The organism is Dongia sp., assembly GCF_041918875.1.
Taxonomy (GTDB): domain Bacteria; phylum Pseudomonadota; class Alphaproteobacteria; order Dongiales; family Dongiaceae; genus Dongia.
This window is the reverse complement of the sequence record NZ_JAYRUV010000003.1, coordinates 1-16,377: the sequence shown is the minus strand read 5'-3', so window position 1 is coordinate 16,377 and position 16,377 is coordinate 1. Positions and strand designations below refer to the sequence as shown.

15 protein-coding genes and 1 tRNA gene are annotated in these 16,377 nt (G+C 62.3%); 2 read left to right on the top strand and 14 right to left on the bottom strand.

Going from position 1 to position 16,377, the window contains the following annotated elements; genetic code table 11:
• Nucleotides 1–73 precede the first annotated feature (73 nt).
• The 13 genes from ACE3TY_RS03710 to ACE3TY_RS03650 form a co-directional block, all read right to left on the bottom strand.
• Nucleotides 74–2,215 carry a ParB/RepB/Spo0J family partition protein gene (locus ACE3TY_RS03710; RefSeq protein WP_374651009.1) on the bottom strand — a complete coding sequence of 714 codons (2,142 nt, stop codon included), beginning with the start codon at nucleotides 2,213–2,215 and terminating at the stop codon, nucleotides 74–76.
• A gap of 81 nt (nucleotides 2,216–2,296) precedes the next feature.
• The gene (locus ACE3TY_RS03705; protein WP_374651007.1) at nucleotides 2,297–3,181 is read right to left on the bottom strand and encodes an addiction module antidote protein; all 885 of its coding nucleotides are present in this window, start codon (nucleotides 3,179–3,181) and stop codon (nucleotides 2,297–2,299) included.
• Complete coding sequence (locus ACE3TY_RS03700; RefSeq protein ID WP_374651005.1) at nucleotides 3,178–3,771, bottom strand: ComF family protein; 594 nt, start codon at nucleotides 3,769–3,771, stop codon at nucleotides 3,178–3,180. Before ACE3TY_RS03700 ends, ACE3TY_RS03705 begins: the two co-directional genes overlap by 4 nt.
• 145 nt (nucleotides 3,772–3,916) lie before the next feature.
• Nucleotides 3,917–5,110: a DUF932 domain-containing protein gene (locus ACE3TY_RS03695; RefSeq protein WP_374651003.1), complete on the bottom strand. Its 1,194-nt coding sequence runs from the start codon at nucleotides 5,108–5,110 to the stop codon at nucleotides 3,917–3,919.
• A gap of 217 nt (nucleotides 5,111–5,327) precedes the next feature.
• Nucleotides 5,328–5,726: a DUF6527 family protein gene (locus tag ACE3TY_RS03690; RefSeq protein ID WP_374651592.1), complete on the bottom strand. Its 399-nt coding sequence runs from the start codon at nucleotides 5,724–5,726 to the stop codon at nucleotides 5,328–5,330.
• Between the two features lie 122 nt (nucleotides 5,727–5,848).
• Nucleotides 5,849–7,195 (bottom strand): ThiF family adenylyltransferase, encoded by a 1,347-nt coding sequence (locus ACE3TY_RS03685; RefSeq protein ID WP_374651001.1) that lies wholly within the window; start codon nucleotides 7,193–7,195, stop codon nucleotides 5,849–5,851.
• A complete protein-coding gene (locus tag ACE3TY_RS03680) occupies nucleotides 7,192–7,575 on the bottom strand; it encodes an E2/UBC family protein (RefSeq protein WP_048648534.1) in 384 nt (127 codons plus the stop codon). Before ACE3TY_RS03680 ends, ACE3TY_RS03685 begins: the two co-directional genes overlap by 4 nt.
• Complete coding sequence (locus ACE3TY_RS03675) at nucleotides 7,575–8,318, bottom strand: multiubiquitin domain-containing protein (RefSeq protein ID WP_082143910.1); 744 nt, start codon at nucleotides 8,316–8,318, stop codon at nucleotides 7,575–7,577. The genes ACE3TY_RS03680 and ACE3TY_RS03675 overlap by 1 nt, the downstream gene beginning before the upstream one ends.
• 84 nt (nucleotides 8,319–8,402) lie before the next feature.
• Nucleotides 8,403–11,807: a UvrD-helicase domain-containing protein gene (locus tag ACE3TY_RS03670; RefSeq protein WP_374650998.1), complete on the bottom strand. Its 3,405-nt coding sequence runs from the start codon at nucleotides 11,805–11,807 to the stop codon at nucleotides 8,403–8,405.
• Between the two features lie 3 nt (nucleotides 11,808–11,810).
• On the bottom strand, nucleotides 11,811–12,401 hold the full coding sequence (locus ACE3TY_RS03665; RefSeq protein ID WP_374650996.1) for a hypothetical protein: 591 nt from the start codon (nucleotides 12,399–12,401) through the stop codon (nucleotides 11,811–11,813).
• A complete protein-coding gene (locus tag ACE3TY_RS03660) occupies nucleotides 12,385–13,182 on the bottom strand; it encodes a DNA-binding response regulator (protein ID WP_374650994.1) in 798 nt (265 codons plus the stop codon). The genes ACE3TY_RS03665 and ACE3TY_RS03660 overlap by 17 nt, the downstream gene beginning before the upstream one ends.
• Before the next feature lie 173 nt (nucleotides 13,183–13,355).
• Nucleotides 13,356–13,790, bottom strand: coding sequence for a PIN domain-containing protein (locus tag ACE3TY_RS03655; RefSeq protein ID WP_374650992.1), 435 nt, complete (start codon nucleotides 13,788–13,790; stop codon nucleotides 13,356–13,358).
• Entirely contained in the window at nucleotides 13,787–14,089 is a 303-nt protein-coding gene (locus tag ACE3TY_RS03650; protein WP_058718321.1) for a hypothetical protein, read from the bottom strand. Before ACE3TY_RS03650 ends, ACE3TY_RS03655 begins: the two co-directional genes overlap by 4 nt.
• 226 nt (nucleotides 14,090–14,315) lie before the next feature.
• On the opposite strand from ACE3TY_RS03650, the gene ACE3TY_RS03645 reads away from it, so the two are divergent.
• The gene (locus ACE3TY_RS03645; RefSeq protein ID WP_374650989.1) at nucleotides 14,316–14,570 is read left to right on the top strand and encodes a hypothetical protein; all 255 of its coding nucleotides are present in this window, start codon (nucleotides 14,316–14,318) and stop codon (nucleotides 14,568–14,570) included.
• Nucleotides 14,571–14,589: 19 nt separating this feature from the next.
• Nucleotides 14,590–16,290 carry a recombinase family protein gene (locus tag ACE3TY_RS03640; RefSeq protein WP_374651591.1) on the top strand — a complete coding sequence of 567 codons (1,701 nt, stop codon included), beginning with the start codon at nucleotides 14,590–14,592 and terminating at the stop codon, nucleotides 16,288–16,290.
• Here ACE3TY_RS03640 and ACE3TY_RS03635 read toward each other — a convergent pair.
• Nucleotides 16,247–16,323: transfer RNA gene (locus tag ACE3TY_RS03635), tRNA-Met, on the bottom strand. The two genes, ACE3TY_RS03640 and ACE3TY_RS03635, sit on opposite strands and share 44 nt — an antisense overlap.
• Nucleotides 16,324–16,377: the final 54 nt, after the last annotated feature.

Sequence of the window (16,377 nt, the reverse complement as noted above, 5' to 3'; positions counted from 1 at the left end):
GGCCTTTGAGGGACGGGATGCGTTGGTCGAGTCAGCAGCGGGACCGGACTATGCCGGTCCCGCCGGGTGTTGCTCATTCGGCTGCGGAGAGCAGTGCTTCGTCCTCGTCGGCGTCTTCGCCCTCATCCTCGTCGGTGAGGAAGTCCGGCAGCGTGGCGTCTTCAGCGGCATCGGCCTGATCGTGCGAGCGGGACTGATCGCCGTCGATGGACGTGGCGCGCAGCGGTTCGGGCAACCAGCCGCTGTCGGCCAGCAGTCGTTCCGCCTCCTTGGCCATGTCGCCCTTCTTCATATGGTCGATGAGCTGCGCCGCGCGTTCGCCCGCACCCTCGCGCACGGCTTCGACGATCCGGGCCTTGGTGACACGACCGAAGTAGTTGCCGACCGTGGGCCGCCAGCCGGCCGCCACCATGTTGAGGCCCGTGGCACGCGCCAGCCGCTCGGCCTGGCGCATGCGGACCTCCAGCCCATGCTCGCTGACGCCCGAGCCGCTATAGGGATTGGGCCGCTCATAGAGGGCGTTGATCCCGTAGCCGACGCAATGGGCGAGCAGGTCCATGCGGCTGTCGTCATCCAGTGCGGTCAGCCAGTCCCACAGCGCTTCATCGTCAGCGGGCACATGATCGCCCCAGCGTTCATGCCGGTCGGTGACGGATTTCGCCGAGGCGCTGTCCTTCAGATCGTCAGCCTGCGCCGGGAAATGAACCTGCCGGACATTGGCCTCCAGTGCGCCCGTCGCGGGACGATGCAGGAAGGTGTCCGAGACCAGCTTGTGCAAGAGCGCCGTCATGGCGACGTGGGGACGGTTGGCGACGGCATCGCGCAACGCCAGGGTGCGATGCGCGGTCAGTTCGATGACGAGACGTTCGGGCAACGGCTTGATGCCGTCGTCTTCCTCCTCCTCGACCGGCACGGGCTGTCCGCCGAGGGTGATAGTGGCGCGCTGGATGGCGGGTATCCGGACTTCACCGGTTTCGGGATCTACGTCCTCTTCCGATGCGTCATCGTTGGCGGCCGCTTCCACCGGCGCCTCGTCCTCGGGACGGACATAACCGCGATCGATGCTGAGCGAACCGTTCGCGTCGATGGTGACGAAGACGCCGGCGATCGCGATATCGGCCGGATCGTAGCTGACCGGGCGATCGTCGAGCTTTTCCAGCGCTGCCTCGATCTCGCCGAGGCGTTCGTCCACCGCATCCGGCAGCTCGTCGGCATCCTGATATTCAGCAACCAGGCTGTCGAGTTCCGCCTGTAAGGCTTCGCGCGTCGCCTGTTCCTCCGCGGTCATGTCGAGGACGGTGCCCGCCAGCCGGCGCAGACCATGGGTGACGCCATAGGGAATGCTGACAGCGGCATCGACCCACTTCCAGCCTTCCGCCGCGATTTCATCGGCGATGACCTTCAGCTTCTCGGCCACCAGTCTGTCGAGCAGGCCGACATCCTGAAGCCAACCGCCGTCGTCGGACTCGAACAGATCGCGCAGCACGACGCCGCCGGCCGCCTCGTAAGCCTCGATGCCGACGAACGCGGCACGCTTGTCGGAGGCTCGCGCCGTGGTTTCGGTCAGCATCCGCTTGATCTGCCACGGCTCCTTCTGCCAGCTATTGCGGACCGCTTCCCAAACCTGTTCCTGGCGGGCGTGATCCGGCGAGACGGTGAAGGCCATAAGTTGCTTCAGATCCATGCCGTCCTCGGCGAAGACGTCGAGCAGCACCGGCGAGACGGAGGCCAGCCGCAGGCGCTGCTTGACGACGTTGACGGCGATCAGGAAGGCAGCGGCGATCGCCTCTTCGCTCATACCCTTGTGGCGCATGGCCTGGAACGCTCTATACTGATCGAGCGGATGCGGCGGGATGCGCTCGTCATTCTCGGCGAAGGAGATTTCCTCCATCAGAATGCCGCTCGCCGCGTCGCTGACGACGCAAGGAACCGGCGCGGTCTTGTTGAGCCGCTTCTGCTTCACCAGCAGTTCCAGCGCCCGGTAGCGGCGACCGCCGGCCGGCACCTCGAACATGCCGGTCTCCACGCCATCGGCATCGAGAACGGCACGCACATGCATCGACTGGATGAGGCCGCGCCGGGCGACGGACTCGGCCAGTTCCTCAATCGAGACGCCGGCCTTGATCCGGCGGACGTTGGACTGGCTCAGCACCAGCTTGTTGAAGGGAATGTCGCGCGACGACGACAGGGTGATCTTCTGAACGGCAGTTGCCATCGGGGTTACTCCGCGACGGGCGGCCGGGAGCCTCTCTCTCGACCTCCAACCCGTCACGAAGCGAAGCGCCGCCCTCTTCCTCTACATGGCAGCGGCGTTGGGAACCGAGGATGGATCGCGCGGCTTCGCCTCCAATCGCACTCCCAGCGAAGACAGAACCTTCATGATGGTGACGAACTCGGGATTCCCGCCAGCATCAAGCGATCGGTAGAGGCTCTCGCGTGCAAGACCGGTCTCGCGGGCGATCTGGCTCATCCCTCGGTCCCGGGCGATTGCGCCGAGAACATTCATGATCCGCGTCGCGTCGCCGGACGCCAGCGCGGCGTTGAGGGTCCGAACGGCCTCCTCGGCTGGTTGCGCGGGGCACGGGTCCGGCACGTCCGCAGCCTCCCCTGGCGTCGAGGGCGCATGATCGAGCAGGCTGGGTTGCGGATCGGCTTCAATCAACGCCCATTCCTGCGGTGTCGCCCTATCCCGAAGGTCGGTGCGGAAAGACGGATCGCACTGACGGATGAAATCGCGATAGTGCTCGACCGTCTTGACGTTGACCGCCGCCTTGTCCGGCACATTGAAGAGGACCGAGATCTTGCCGGCCTGAACCAGGCGCAGAACGTTCAGCACGGTGCCGGGGCTTTTGCCGTCCCAGATCATCAGACCGAAATCGGCCTCGCGCGCCATCTCGCGGTCCTTGGCGGCATAGAATTGAAAGCCCTTTGTCCCTTTGGGAACATCGACGCGATGCGTGGTCCATGACCCGAGATTGTTGCGCGGCGCATCGCCCGAACAGAAAACGGTGACGTTGGCATAGTTGGCGTCGAAAAAATGCTTCTGAACGGCTTTGTCAGCGCCGTTCGCGTCCCCGACGATGACCTGATGGTGGCTGGCGATGACGTTATCGAGGCGCTTCTTGACCTCGGCCGGTAAACGGGAAACGTGCCGCGAGCCACCGATGAAGATGGTGTTCATTGGTTGCTCCGTGTTTTGGTGATGGTGAGCGCCCGCACCACCTGCGCCTGGCCGGCATCCAGAAGGACATCGGTAATCGCGTTCATGGTGGTGCCGGAGCGGAAGAGGTCGTCGAACAGCAGGATTTTGCGGCCGCGCGTCTGTGCGGCATCGACGGTGTAAAGTCCCTTGACGTGCTCCTTGCGCTCATCGGGATCGGTGATGTTCTTGAGCTGGCCTGTTGGGCGCGTCGTGGTGATGCAGGAAAGGACCGGGACACCCAGAGCCTGCCCGATGCCTTCCGCCATGATGATGACCGGCTGGACGGCGCGCGGGTGCGAAGGGGGGACCGGCACGATCGCGTCGAACTTGTCCCGATGATGCCCGAGAAAATCGGCAACCGTCTCGATGATGGGAGCCGCGGCAGAACGGTCGGCCCGGTTCTTCAGGCGGAACAACAACTCGGCGACCTCAGGCCGGACCGTCTTGAACTGCATGTACCCGAAATCATTATAGCCGACCGGCGTGCTGCTGATCGTGTGAAGATCCATCGCAACGCCGGAATGCCAATGCCCGGATATCGCGATCGGATTGGTTTTGACGATGGCCATAGGTGCCCTCCTGAATACTCACTGTAACCCATGGGCTACAAATGGGCAAGGAAGGCGCGGGGAATATCGAAGAACATCGGTCCGCAAATGTACGCAAGCTCAAAGCCGGAGACACGGGAAACCGCATCTCCGGCTTTGCGGAACATCAGGCGGCGCGATCGAGCAGCTTCTTCGCCTTCGCCTCCATGTCGAGACGGGCATCCTGATGTGGCTTGTCGCGGGCGATGGCGGTGATGCCCTGGACGAAATCGAAGATCGACTCCGGCGGTCGACCTTCCTCGGCCAGCACCGCCTCGATGATCTTGCCGGTCTCGGCCTTCGAGAAGCCGCGGCGGCGCAGGAAGTCGCTGCGATCCTCGTCGGTGCGGGCCACGATGCGTTCGCGCGCCGCCTTGATGCCGTTGATGAAGGGCGTGGGCGAGGAATTGGCGAAGTTGAGCAGTGCCGGGGCCGCCTCATGGGCAAAACGCGAGGCGGCATATTTGCTGTGGCGGATGGTAATCTCCTCGAAATCCTCAACGCCCCACAAATTGCGATTCTGGCACACGGCGCGCAAATAGAAGCTCGCCATGCCGAGCGTCTTGGCGCCGACCTCGCTGTTCCAGCAATAGAATCCGCGGAAGAATAGATCGGGCGAACCATCGGGCAGCTTGCCGGCCTCGATGGGGTTGAGATCGTCGACCAGGAATAGGAACACATCGCGGTCGGACGCATAAAGCGTCGTCGTATCCCTCGTGATGTCGACGCGCGGATTGTAGATCCCTGTCGACCAGTCGAGAACGCCCGGCACCTTCCAGCGCGTATCGCCAGTGCCATTGCCGGCAATACGCTGCACGGCCTCGACCAGCTCATAGTCATAGATGCGACCGTAGTCCGGGCCGGTGACGGCGCGCAGCTCGACACGGCCATCGTCGGTTTCCAGCGTCTTGATTTGCTCGGCCCGGTTCGAAGTGAGGCCATATTGCAGGTTGATGCCCGCCAGCGCGGCCGGGAGCTGACGCAGATAGGCGGCGGGCGCGCCGACCTGAGCGGCGAGCTGTCCGAAGCTCCAGTGCGTGGGGACGACCGGCGCTTCGGCACCCGGCAGGATCAGCGACAGCCGCTCGGGATCGGAACGGTTCGCCTCGACATGAATCAGCGCGCTCTCCACCACGCGGGTCCGGCTGCACTCGGCCCGGCCGCGCACCGCGCCGGCCAGTTCGCCGAGGGACAGGAACCGCTCGTCGTGGGGACGGGAATACCATTCAGACGAAACGCGGCAGATCCGCTCGCCGCGCGTGACATCCACCTTGTAGCCGCCACCGATATCGCGGCGGGCTTCGAGCACCTGCATGTTCATGGGATCACACTCCATGACGGGCACCGAAAGCCTCTCTTTCGGCACTCAACCCGTCACGGAAATCGCCTCAGCCCTCTCACTCTCTAAACAGAACTTTAGAGGACTGACCATTCGAAATGCTTTTTTATTAAACTATTCTATGACAACGACTTCGACCACCTCCCTTGTCCCGTTGACCTAGTCAAGCACACCAGCAGCCTGCATCTTCTACCGGATGTCATTCCGCTCGCAGAAAAACCCAACCGCCGTTTATCTTCCACGACCGAGCAAGCCCGTGAGCTACGAGCCGGCCTGCTGCGCGATTAACGTCCCAGACGAGTTCATCTATTGCATCGGCAAGTTCCACTGCGTTGCGTGGCTGAACATCGTCCATCGCACCGAGAACGGCCGCCTCAATCGCTGGATTATAGGGCGGCTCGCGATTTCCATCCTCAAATCGGTCGCACCACAGAATGTGGCCACGCCAGACGATGAAGTGACTTTCGCACCCTCCTTCGCGCCACACTGAGGGAAAGAGGGTAAGTCCTTCTCCCCGTGTATCAAAGCGCCATGCCTTATCGGCGCGACTGTCCAGGTTGATTACTAAGGTCTCGCCGCACCCGTCAGGGCACGCCATGACAATCGATCTGGGTCGTGCTCGAAACACCATGGAAGCGTCGCCAGGGGCGCTGAGGGTTGCTTCAGCCTGGTCCCTGTATTCGGCATCGCCAACCAGCCGAACCATTCGTGCAGGCTCTGTCATTTGTCGCTCCTATTGTAACGTGTTGGCCGGACCGGCAGATTCCAGGTTGGCCCTTTAGCGAAGGCGCCCATTGACGAGCAGGCCACGCAATTCGGCTGCACGGCGACAGCCATCTCCTTCACTCGGCCACGAATGCCGTCATAAACCTGATAGCGTGGTTTGATCGGAACCGGCGTGACAGCCCCGAGCAGCATGGTCATCGAGATCGAACTCACGGTAGAGTTGATCGACAAAACCGCGGGCTGGGGTTCGCGCTCGCCCTGTACATAGGGGTCCGCCGCGCGCTGCTCAGGCGTCAGCATCTCCCGCCGGATCGCCTCGCCGTCGAGTGCGCCCGAGCAGTTCAGGCAAGGAAGTCCGGGGGCAAGCATCTGCACGCGTCCCGTGATATGGCTGACGGCTCCGTTCGCGACAGTGATGCTGACGCCCATATCAATTACGGGCACCAAATACTGGTAGGCAGCTTGGTTGACGACCGCCCGGCTCGCATGGGAATCCGTGCACAACAGCACGAAATCGAAGGTTGTGATGAGCTTAGCTACCTCCTCGTCGACGATGTCGGCTTGAAGCGGGACCACCTTGGCATCAGGGTTAATAGCGCGGATCATCCTGGCCGCGACCTCGACCTTCGGCCGGCCAACGTCTGAGGGGACAGAGCCGACGAGGCGATTAAGATTCGTCTCCTCGACTAGGTCATGGTCGATCACCGTGATCTGCCAGGCGCCGAGATGGGCAAGTTGCTGGCACTCGAGCGATCCCGTCCCACCCGCACCGATCACGCCGAAGTGGAGGCGGCGCAGCAGCCGTTGCCCCGGCGCTCCGAATGCCCTGACCTGCCGGTCGTCGCGTTCCTGATCGGAGACGCCGTGCATGGGCGAATGGAGCATGAGCCTCTCTCCCACTTCCCATACGTCGATCTCATCGTCCTTTCCGAGAGGGCGCGCACGGCAGCCCTGCGGCCCGATCACCAGTGCTACATGTGGCACTGGTGCCGCTCGCCGAACAAAATACGAATCCAGTTCCGTCTCGCCCGCATCGTCGATCGGCGAAAAATGCGGATGGTCGGGGCTGGCCGGATGCGTGTGGATCGCGATGACGGCCATGCCGGTGACCCTGCTGCGGTTTGCAACCTCGATGAGGAAAGACGATTTGAGGATCGCAGATACGCAGGTACGGCTCTCATACGCATCGTCCGGCACGGGTCTGGCGTCGACGACGATCCATGTGTCACTATGCGCATCGTGATGGGCATAGGCGATGGCACAGCTCTCCAGGTCATTGGCGTCGAGCAGCGTCGACGCCAGATCCGAGTAGAGAGGTGCAGGAAAGCGGACGCGGCTCATTGGACCTGCCTCATTCGATCGATCACCACATTCATCCACGTCGACAGACTGTCGCGGTTGGGGTTCCATGGTCCCGTCAAATGCCACGAGAACCAGAGTGCCGGCTCGACGGTCTCCGGGACGGGAGTTGACGCGGAGTTCTGTGGTGGACCTCCATGCGCAAGAAGGAGATCGGGATCCGCCCAGAAGCAGTCGAGCTGCGCAAATGGATATCCAGGCGGGACGATGAAGCGGATGGTGGTCGACGACTTCGACCACCCCTCCGGCAGGCGGACGCCCGGCACGGTGACGAGCGTGGTGCCGCTCGGCAACTGCCGGGTCTGAACGTCGCCGAAGCGCTCCCGCAGCTGCTCCAGCTGCATGTCGAACACGCCGGGCATCAGCCGAAATTCGCCTTGGGGACCGACGAGAAACGGCGGACACCATGCTTCGGAACGAGGCTCACAGCCTCATCATCGGCGATGATGCGGTCCGGGTCATCGCCCTCGCCCTCCAGCGACAGGTCATGCTGCGGATCCCAGTCAGATACCATCGCCTTGATCTGCGCGCCGGTCAGCTTCTTCTTATCGGTCTCATAGGCCTTACCGTTGACGAAGAACGTGTAGGTGACCTTGTTGGGCGCCGTGATGAACTTCTCGACGCCGTTGGCGGCGAGATCCGCATCGGTGCCCGGTTCGATCAGCTTGTCCTTGCCGCCACGCACCTCCAGGAAGACCGCCTCGTCACTGCCGATGCCGGCGAGCGCACGCAGCACCGCTTCAGGGATGGAAGAACGGCCCCACACGATGCGCGCCTCGTTGAGCTTGACGCGGTAGAGCGGGTCGGTGCTGAAAGTGATGAAGCGGAAGGCGGCACGATCGCGCAGATCGACCTCCTCATCCGCCCGGACATCTTCGAAGTCGCCTTCGGACGTGATCACGAACAGTGAGTGACCGTCGATGTCGTTAATGCCGGCCTTCTTCAGGATCTGGCGGCCGAGCGGAACCGGATCGTCGAGGATAAGCGGGTGGAAATCTACGCTGTCGACAGCGAGCGAGACCCGGTAGCGACCGGGGCGCAGGGGGCGATCTTCCTGCACGGCGAGTGCGACATCGTCGATGTCGGGGTTTTCGATAAGAGACATATTTTGTTTTCCTGTGGACCTCGGCCTGATTGCGTCGGTCTCACAGGGTTAATCTCGCCAGCATCGGCCGACCGGTAATTTTGGTCAGAGATTTTTTTGCAGCTTGCCGTCGGCCACTGGACCGCAGGTAAAGAAGGCGGGACAGAAGGGGCATGTGCGGTCGGATCGCTCAGGCGCGAAGTTTCCGCCCTCGATCGCCGCGAAGACTTCGGCAAGCTTTTCTGTTCTCTTGCCGAGCGCCTTATGGTCGAACTCGACCCTTGTAGTGTGATCGTCGTCGCCGAGGTGGACGATCTCGACCGTGCAGCCGGGAAGTGAGTTGGCGGCCGCCATCTGGAAGGCGGCGTCGGCGAGGCCCTGTCCGGTTTTGGAGGATCGGTGACCGGTCCGAACCATTCGCACGATATGCCGTCCATTAGGGGTCATCACGACATCGTCTGCATTTGCCGAGACGGTAGTCGTTCCGAGCCCTGTTTGGAGAGAAGGCGGTATCGAGCGGGTTGTACCCGCGCGCATCGCCACGAACCGCTGGACAAGCAGGGTCGCAACTTCACGGTGCAGCCGATACTCGTCCCCAGCCAGTGGCCCTTCAGACCATCTCTGCTCCAGCAGTCTCTCCATGTCACCAAGCGACACGACGGAGGGATCAGTGGCGGCGATTTCCGTCACGATGGCGCGGACCAGATCGTGCATTGTCGTCATGGTTGTTGGCGTGCGTCGACCGCCGACGCCAAGCACATGGGTGTACAAAAAGCGCCGTGGGCACCGATCGTACAGATCCAGTTGCGCTGTCGTGAGCTTGATTTCAGGCCCCAATACGATCGGGAGCGGTTCATCCTCGGGATCCGGTTTCCGGTCCGCGTGCGGCGTTGCCGCGCGGGTTGTCGTTACACCTAACCGTGCGATGAAATCCGAGGGATTGCGCCGATTGCCGTTCGCCATTCGGGTCGCTGAGTAAAGCAGGAGGCGGTCCCGGGCACGAGAGGCGGCGACATATAAAAGGCATTCCTGCTCGAGAGCGTGATCCGCAGCAGCCAGAGCGATCGTTCCGCCTTCTCCGCCAGCGATCATGCCATCTGGAACCGGACAGGCCGGCTTACGTGCAGTGCTGGGCATGCTCCCCTTGTTCAGACCCATGACGTGTACCACGGGGAACTCGAGACCCTTGCTACCATGGATGGTCATCAGCCGGACCGCGTTGATGCCCTGAGCGGCCAGCGGAATCTGTCGAAGATCCCGTTCATCGGCGAGCTGGACAAGTCGCCTGATCCCGTCGAGCGTGCGGTGGATCGGCAAACCCGGCCCTGGACGTTGAGCGCGCAGGAAGCCCATCAGCTGCCAGATCGCCACGCCCATGGCGCGACTCGAGATATCGTCCGTCGAAGCGATCAGCGCCGCCGTTCGTGTCCGATCGAGCATGACATGCGCCAGCGCGAACCAGGGAAGCGCATCGGTGCCAAAGCCGTCCAGCATGCCGTCCACCCGGCGCATGGCGTCAGTGTCAGCGGCGTCCAGGGTTGGTAACGAGGGCGATGAACCGGCCCAGGCGAGCGGTCCAGCTTCCGCATTCCGAAGGTGCTCGACCACCGCTGCCGCACCCGCCAGACTTAGCCCGATCGACAATCCCTGGAGCGAGGGCTTACGCACCAGTCCCATGGCACGCTTGTCGACGAGCAACGACAGAACGGACAGCAGATCCTTGACCTCGGGTCGTTCGAAAAGATTGCCGAGGTAGAGAACCGGAATTCCGCGTCGCTCCAGTTCACGACCCATGCGGTTGAGCCGGTCGTTGCCGGGGCAGAGCACAGCCTGGTCGCGGAAGGCGACGTCCTGAGAATGGCGCAGAATTTCGTCGGCGAGTGCGTCCGCCTCGTCGTCGTTGTCGCCGAAGGTCACATGCTCTGGCGGGACACCGCTGGACAGTCGATCTGCTTTGAGGGAGGCATCGCCAGTGCCAGCCTGCATGCCCCCGCCGAAATTCGAAAATGCGCCAACGATCTCGGGCGTCGAGCGATAGTTGAGACGCAGCCGATCACCAGTACCACCAGGAAAGTCCTCGGTCTTGAATCGCGACATGTTGAATGAGGATGCGCCGCGGAACCTGTAGATCGCCTGCCGCGCATCACCAACGGCCCAGAGGTTTTTGCCAACATCCGTCAGTCGCTGGAGCAGCCTCACGCTGCTGCGGTTCACGTCTTGATACTCGTCGACGAGGATATGGCTATATGTCGCGCGCAGAATCGAGACTGCCTCGGCATCGGACTCGAGCAGCTTTACGGGCAGAGACACGAGATCGCCGAAGTCCACCGCGCATGCCGCGAGCTTCAGCTCCTCGTATTTCTTATAGACAAGCGCGACTTCGGCGCACCGCTCAGCGGCATTGCGGGCCTCGGGGTCGGTGGCCCTGTCCAGCATCTCCCGCGCCAGCGCGGCGTAGCGGTCAGCGTCCGCGACCTCGTCTTTCGCCCGGGATATCGCGGTGAGCATGTCCTTGAGGGGACGATCGGGATTCATGAACTCCCGATGATGGGTGAGGTCCAGTGCGAGATATTCGCGCTCCATGATCGCTATCGCCTCGCTGCGATCCATCATGCGGGGCTCTCTCGGGAAGCCCAACTGCTTGTGGTATCTTCGCACCAGATCGAGACCGAAGGCGTGGAATGTCCCGATCCACATCGCCGACGCTGCCTCTGGCCGCAGTCCGGCGATGCGCTCGGATAGTTCTCCGGCAGCCTTGTTGGAGAAAGTCAGCACAAGAATCGATCGGGGGTCGATTCCTTCATCGACGAGGCCGGCGACCCGCCCGACGAGGGTCTGCGTCTTTCCCGTTCCCGGTCCGGCCTCGAGAAGATAGGGGACCCCACGATGCCGTGCAGCCTCGCGCTGCTCATCGTTGAGCGGCTTCGGAGGCCTTACCTCGGCCTCGTCGGGGTCCGGCTCGACCGCCGGAAGCAGCAGCGCATCGAGAAGCTGTAGCGCGACGACGTCGAAGGGGGCTCCCAGCCTCGTCGCAATCTCTGATGCCGTCATGCCGTCAAGGTGGAGTGCGCGAGCCCGTTTGCGCGGTAGCAGGAGCTCGCGACCGAACAGGTCCATCTGGACCTCGCGGCGCTGCCGCCGGCTGTAGTCGACGACCCGATCCTCGCCAACGGGGGCAGCTTCCGCTGGCCGCGTGGGATCGACGTCGTGGGCGACGTGCTCGATCCGGTCGTCGCCGAGCGTGGCGTGACCGAGTTCGTGGCCCACCAGGAAGGCCTTGAAGAAGGTTGTTCCCGAGTCCTCGTGCCTGATGGCACGATTTATTGGATCGAACTGTGCCCGGCCGCCCTCCAGGATCGCGCTGCCTGGCTCGACAAGCTCGATGTCTAATTCCAGACTGGATGCGGCGGCTTTAACGAGCGCCTCGGGATCCCAGGGGTCAGCGCCCTTGGAGACCACCTCATCGTGAAGCGCTGCGGCACGCTGCCGCGCGAGTTCGACAGCGTCCATGGGTCAATCCTGTGAGGCCAGCAACTGCTGCCGTCGCTCATCCGGTACCTTGCACTGCTTAAGCAGGTCCTCGAATGTGATTTTCTGCTGCTCGGCTGATGGAGCATCGTCGGCCTTGTAGCTGACGCCAGGCGCAAGTCGAGGTGGTGCTGCCATGAAGCGGCGCAGATCGTCCACGGTGGAGCGGAGGCCGCGCGCAAGAGCGTCGACGAACCACGCGGGCACGCTGGCGATGTCCACGAGCCGCGAGCTAAATCCCTGGATCACGCCGCTGGGCACATCGAGGGCACGGCGAAGACTTACCAGTTCCTGGGAAGAAACGTTGGCGAAGGGGTCGACCACCGCAGCGGATGCCTGAACCGGTGACGTGGCCCGGAAGGCCGCAAGGGACGCTTCTACCCACGCCTCATCGGCCGGCGTGGTGGTCTCTCCCGTCGCGCGCTGCAGCCGCAAATCAAGGGATAGGTCGATCAACTCGCGCGAAAGATGGGGGTATAGCTGAAGGTAGCGGTCAAGAGCCCCTTTGTCGTGCTCCTGCTCGACTGCGAATGCGAGCAGGATCTCTTCTGCACTGTCGTTACGGCTGTAAGTCATGGTCGCCTCCAATCGACAGAGCCTGGCGTATCAAAAGGTATGCTTCGTCGCGTCTATTCCGAACGGTTTTTTCGGATTTGACGCCGATCGCCTTTCGAATGGTCATAACGCTATCGTCCGACGAATCGATTGGCATGTCCCTCATGATCAACTCAACGACTCTGCGTAACTTGTCTGGTAGGGACCTAATCGCGTCGGCTACGCGCGACCGGTAAATCGGATCGTCGGACAGCAATTCCTCTTTGAGATCTAAACTCCCGACCGCGCGCTCTACCGCCAGCGATGGTTCGTTTGTCTCTTGGTCAGCCTCAATGGCTTCGGTGCGCCCCGCCTGTCTCCTCGCCCTGTGCATGGATGTCGTGCGCAGCGCCGCAATGGCACCGGCAAACATGACCTCGAAATAGTCGAGGGCAGACCCTGGCTCAGCTCGATCTTCGATCAACTTGCGGACGAAGGTATCCCTCACCCTATCGCGAGCATCCGCAGCATGGACGCTCTCGGACACATCGGCGCGCTCGCCGACGACGCGTGGCAGTGCAGCTGAGAGACGGCGCATGAGTTCGCGGTAAAGGTCGTTGAAATAGCTCTCGTCATTGTCATTTCGCGTGCCGCGTATCAGATAAACGATACACTCGGACTTTACGTAGAGCGGTGATGACGTGTCGCGGATCTTCAACGCACCGGTGATTTGCTCGCGCGACTTCTCAATGAGTCTCGCGAGCGATTCCTCAACATCTGGCCGACGCTTATAAAGCGCGCCGTCGGATCGAACTTTCGTCAAAGGCCTTACATGCCGCTCCTCCAAACGATCCTCCCGAACAACTCTTACAGCTTAACCCAGGCAAGCTTGCAACCTTATAGATATCACATCGACATTCAATGAAAATTTCTCAAGTCTATCGCAAGGAATGATCTCGAATTACCGACAGTGATGATTCAATCATTCATCAGGCCTCATGAAATAAAACTCTTCATCGGATTGATGAATGTGATGCCGGCGAAGTCCTTTTCATTGTCGGTCACGACCACGCAGTCATTGGCCCCGGCGACTGCCGCAACGATCATGTCGAGCCCACTGCGCGGGCGGCCTGCGACCTTGCCGTCGGCCATCAGCCGCGCCCAGATCAGCCCGGCCTTGTCGTCGAACGGCAGGACGCGCCCTGCGAACAGCGCCTGCGGCCCCTCCGTCCCGGTGAACCAGGCATCAAGCGCGTCGCGTTTCTTGCCACGCGGCTTTTCGAGAATGCCGCGGCGGATTTCCGCGACGGTAAGCGAGGCAATGAACAGATCCTCGTCGCGCTGCGCCGCCCACCAGGCGAGCAGCGATTCCGAAGGCTGTGGCTTGACGACGTTGCTGATGATGTTGGTGTCGAGAAGATAGCGGGTCACAGCTCGACCTTGCGACCTTCCTCACGCGGACGCGACAGATCGAGATCGGCGCCGATCAACGGCGAGCGGCGGAGCGCAGAAAGGATGCCGCCCGGCTTGGGCGGCTCACCGGCCACGACCGTCTTCACCGCGGCGCGCACCTGCTCCGCTTCCGGCCCCTCTTCAGCCAGACGTTTGGCGAGCGACCGGATCAGATCCCGGTCGCTCTCCAGCGCCATGATCTCGAAACGGGTGAAGCCGCGCTGCGTCAGGCGCGCGCGGTAGTTCCTCGTTGCTCTCGTCTGTGCGGCGTTGCCCATCGCGACCCTCCGTGATATGACCAGATATATAGTCCTATTCCAGTTGCCGAGCAAGACGAAGGGTGCGCGGGAGCCAGTTCAATGCAGAACGGACCTCAAAAACTGGCACATCATCCCGCAATGGGGCGGCCATTTCCGTCTGCCAATGCACGACAAGGCGCGCCGAACTGCGCGCACCCGATCCCGATAGCGCCCGTCACCGCCGAATATTCGACCGCGATTTCCATTGCCTATACTGTCGATCAAGGAAATCGTGAAGTCGATCACCTTGCAATCGGCTTCGAACGGCGCAACGATGGACCATGGCAATCGCCCAAAGCAGAGGAGTGCGCTCCGGCTCGTAGAGCCGGAACTGACGCTCGTGCGGCGCGGCGATGGCCCCGATCCGCGCATGGTCGAACTGGCACGCCTGCTCGCTCGCAGGGCGGCGCGGGAGGTTTACGAGGAACAGATGAGGGAACGCCGCCCGACGCGCTCCTGATCTTGCAGGAGACAGCATCGTGAAGGTCGCGATCTACGCCCGGTATTCATCCGACAATCAGCGCGATGCTTCGATCGCCGACCAGCTACGCATCTGCCGCCTCCATGCCGAGAAGCAGGGCTGGCAGATCGTCGAGGAATATACCGACCATGCGATCTCCGGGGCCTCGCTGCTGCGGCCCGGCATCCAGGCGGTGATCTCCGACGCCACGCGCGGTCGGTTCAGGATCGTGCTGGCCGAGGCGATGGATCGCCTGTCGCGCGATCAGGAAGACATTGCCAGCCTGTTCAAACGCATGGCTTATTCGGATGTGAAGATCGTCACCCTGTCGGAGGGCGAGGTCACGCATCTGCATGTCGGCCTCAAGGGCACGATGAATGCCCTGTTCCTAAAAGACCTCGCCGACAAGACACGTCGCGGTCAGCGCGGGCGGGTCGAGCTGGGCAAATCGGGCGGCGGCAATGCTTACGGCTATGATGTGGTCAAGAAGTTCGACGGCAATGGCGAGCCGGTGCGCGGAGACCGGACCATCAACGAGGTCCAGGCCGAGGTGATCCGCCGCATCTTCCGCGACTATGCCACCGGCAAGTCGGCCAAGCGGATCGCCTTCGAGCTGAACAAGGACGGCATTGCCGCGCCGGGCGGCGGTGACTGGGGCTTCAGTACGATCAACGGCAATCCGAAGCGCGGTAACGGCATCCTCAACAACGAGATGTATGTCGGCAAGCTGATCTGGAACCGCCAGCGCTTCCTCAAAGACCCGGACACCGGCAAGCGCCAGGCGCGAATGAACCCCGAATCGGAATGGATCACGCAGGACGTGCCCGAGCTGCGCATCCTCGATGACGACCTCTGGCAATCGGTGAAGGAACGTCAGCGGGCGGTCAAACGGAGCCACAGCGACGACTGCGAGACCGAGAACCATTTTCGGGAACGCCGTCGCCCCAAATACCTCTTCTCGGGGCTGACCAAATGCGGCTGCTGCGGTGGCGGCTACTCGATGATCTCGGCCGATCTGGTCGGCTGCTCGACGACCCGCAACAAGGGCACCTGCGACAACCGCAAGAATATCCGCCGCGACCAGCTCGAAGCGCGCGTTCTCAACGCGCTGCGCCATCACCTGATGGACCCCGCGCTGTTCGAGGAGTTCTGCGACGAGTTCACGCGCGAGATGAACCGGCTGCGCATGGAGGGGCGTTCGTCGATCGATGCGGCCGAGGCCGAGATCAAGAAAATCGACCGAGAGCTGGACACGCTGCTCAATCTCATCCTGAAGGGCGGCGCAGCCGAACGTCTCAATGAAAAGATGGTTGGGCTGGAACGGCGTCAGAAAGAGCTGAAGGCGTTCCTGCAAGAGGCCGAGGAACCGCCTCCCCTCCTGCACCCCAACATGGCGCATCACTATCACGTCCAGGTCGACGAGCTGTATACGGCGCTCCAGGAGGATTCAGAAGCCAAGCGCATGGTGGCGGCCGACGTGATCCGCTCGCTGGTGCGCGAGATCATCCTGACACCGGAGGACGGGGAGCTTCAGATCGACGTGCGCGGCGATCTGGCGGGTATCCTTGCCGTCTCGCTCAAAAGCAGAAGGCCCGCCGGAGGGGCGGGCCGATCGCAAGTCGAGATGGTTGCGGGGACCGGCGTCGGCCAGAACTTGCCCGGTTCGCAAGTTGAGGTGGGTGCGGGAGTAGGATTTGAACCTACGACCTTCAGGTTATGAGCCTGACGAGCTACCGGGCTGCTCCATCCCGCGGTGAGGCCGGTCATGTCATGAGTATCTGATGCAATTTGTTTTATCCGGGCTTTG